The organism is Streptomyces sp. NH27 (assembly GCF_056859195.1).
This window is the reverse complement of sequence record NZ_JACEGK010000753.1, coordinates 1-2,656: the sequence shown is the minus strand read 5'-3', so window position 1 is coordinate 2,656 and position 2,656 is coordinate 1. Positions and strand designations below refer to the sequence as shown.

The window sequence follows — 2,656 nt, the reverse complement described above, 5'->3', positions numbered from 1 at the left end:
CCTCTCCGCCCTGCCCCGCGGGCTGCCTCGCGGCCTGCCCGCGCGCCCTACTTCGTCGTCTTGGTCTCGCCCTCGGAGTCTGTGGACAGCACCGCGATGAACGCCTCCTGCGGGACCTCCACGTTGCCGACCATCTTCATCCGCTTCTTGCCCTCCTTCTGCTTCTCCAGCAGCTTGCGCTTACGGGAGATGTCGCCGCCGTAGCACTTGGCGAGGACGTCCTTGCGGATGGCGCGGACCGTCTCACGGGCGATCACCCGGGCCCCGATGGCCGCCTGGATGGGCACCTCGAAGTTCTGCCGCGGGATCAGCGCGCGCAGCTTGCCGACCAGCCGCACCCCGTAGGCGTACGCCTTCTCCTTGTGGGTGATCGCGGAGAACGCGTCGACCTTGTCGCCGTGCAGGAGGATGTCGACCTTCACCAGGTCGGCGCTCTGCTCGCCGGTGGGTTCGTAGTCCAGCGACGCGTAGCCGCGGGTCTTGGACTTGAGCTGGTCGAAGAAGTCGAAGACGATCTCGGCCAGCGGCAGGGTGTAGCGGATCTCCACCCGGTCCTCGGAGAGGTAGTCCATGCCGAGCAGCGCGCCGCGCCGGTTCTGACACAGCTCCATGATCGCGCCGATGAACTCGGTGGGGGCGAGCACGGTGGCGCGCACCACCGGCTCGTGCACCTCGGCGATCTTGCCCTCGGGGAACTCGCTGGGGTTGGTGACGGTGTGCTCGGCGCCGTCCTCCATCGTCACGCGGTAGACCACGTTGGGGGCGGTGGCGATCAGGTCGAGGCCGAACTCGCGCTCCAGCCGCTCCCGGACCACGTCCAGGTGCAGCAGCCCGAGGAAGCCGACCCGGAAGCCGAAGCCGAGGGCGGCGGACGTCTCGGGCTCGTAGACCAGCGCCGCGTCGTTGAGCTGGAGCTTGTCCAGCGCCTCGCGCAGCTCGGGGTAGTCGGAGCCGTCCAGCGGATACAGGCCGGAGAAGACCATCGGCTTGGGGTCCTTGTAGCCGCCCAGCGCCTCGGTGGCGCCGGCGGCCTGGGTGGTGATGGTGTCACCGACCTTGGACTGCCGGACGTCCTTCACCCCGGTGATCAGGTAGCCGACCTCGCCGACGCCCAGGCCGTCGGCGGCGAGCATCTCCGGGGAGTTGGTGCCGATCTCCAGCAGCTCGTGGACCGCGCCGGTGGACATCATCCTGATCCGCTCGCGCTTGGTGAGCTGCCCGTCGATCACCCGGACGTAGGTGACCACGCCGCGGTAGGAGTCGTAGACCGAGTCGAAGATCATCGCGCGGGCCGGGGCGTCGGCGACGCCGACCGGGGCCGGCACCTCGCGGACCACCCGGTCCAGCAGCGCGTCCACGCCGACGCCGGTCTTCGCCGAGACCCGCAGCACGTCGGCGGGGTCGCAGCCGATCAGGTTGGCCAGCTCTTCGGCGAACTTCTCCGGCTGGGCGGCGGGCAGGTCGATCTTGTTGAGCACCGGCACGATGGTGAGGTCGTTCTCCATCGCGAGGTAGAGGTTGGCGAGCGTCTGCGCCTCGATGCCCTGGGCCGCGTCGACCAGCAAAACCGTGCCCTCACAGGCGGCCAGCGAACGCGACACCTCGTAGGTGAAGTCCACGTGGCCGGGGGTGTCGATCATGTTGAGGATGTGGGTACGGCCTTGGCCGTCACCGGTGGTCGGTGCCCACGGCAGCCGGACGGCCTGCGACTTGATGGTGATGCCGCGCTCGCGCTCGATGTCCATCCGGTCGAGGTACTGGGCGCGCATCTGCCGCTGGTCGACGACTCCGGTGAGCTGGAGCATCCGGTCGGCCAGCGTCGACTTGCCGTGGTCGATGTGGGCGATGATGCAGAAGTTCCGGATCAGCGCCGGGTCGGTACGGCTCGGCGCCGGGACGTCGTGCGGCAGAGGGGAAGAGGTCGCGGGCACGCGGGGTCCAGTTTCTTGAGAACGTGAGGGTCGTGGGAACGTCGGGGTCTGCGGCGCGTTGCGTGGCGTGGCTGATGGGCGGGCGGGCGGCTGGTGGCCGGCTGCTGCCGGCGGGCTGGTGCTGGCGATCTGGTGCCGGCGGCCCGGAGGGACCGGCGGACTGGCTCCCATAGTCCCATGACCGGGGGGCGGCCACGGTTTGGGAGCGCGCGTGCGCTGCTGGTAGCCTGGATCGCTGCGTCTCGTGCCCTCTACCCGAGGCGCGCACTCCTGGTAGACACGCCGACGGCACAAGCCGGCGGCCAGACGAACCTGAGAAGGCTCTTTCGTGGCGAACATCAAGTCCCAGATCAAGCGCAACAAGACCAACGAGAAGGCGCGCCTGCGCAACAAGGCCGTCAAGTCCGAGCTGAAGACCGCGATCCGTCGCACCCGCGAGGCCGTCGCGGCCGGCGACAGCGCGAAGGCCGACGCCGCCGCGCGCGCCGCCGCCAAGAAGCTCGACAAGGCCGTGAGCAAGGGCGTCATCCACAAGAACCAGGCCGCCAACAAGAAGTCGGCGCTGGCTCAGTCGGTCTCCGCGCTCCAGGGCTGAACCACCCGCACCACCACGTTCCACGGCCGTACGGTCACGCGCCCCTCACCGGGGCGGGTGTGACGGTACGACCCGCGTCATGGATCGCGGCACCGCCGACAACCGGACCCAAGCGGCCCCTCTACCGCCC

General features: G+C 69.5%; 2 protein-coding genes. One reads left to right on the top strand and one right to left on the bottom strand.

The window, feature by feature from the left end:
- Nucleotides 1–47: 47 nt before the first annotated feature.
- Nucleotides 48–1,931, bottom strand: a complete 1,884-nt coding sequence (gene lepA / locus AC13HU_RS35365) for a translation elongation factor 4 (protein ID WP_483046096.1) — start codon at nucleotides 1,929–1,931, stop codon at nucleotides 48–50.
- A 328-nt stretch (nucleotides 1,932–2,259) separates the two neighbouring features.
- Here lepA and rpsT point away from each other — a divergent pair, with 328 nt between their 5' ends.
- Nucleotides 2,260–2,526: a 30S ribosomal protein S20 gene (gene rpsT, locus AC13HU_RS35360; RefSeq protein WP_328464046.1), complete on the top strand. Its 267-nt coding sequence runs from the start codon at nucleotides 2,260–2,262 to the stop codon at nucleotides 2,524–2,526.
- Nucleotides 2,527–2,656: the final 130 nt, after the last annotated feature.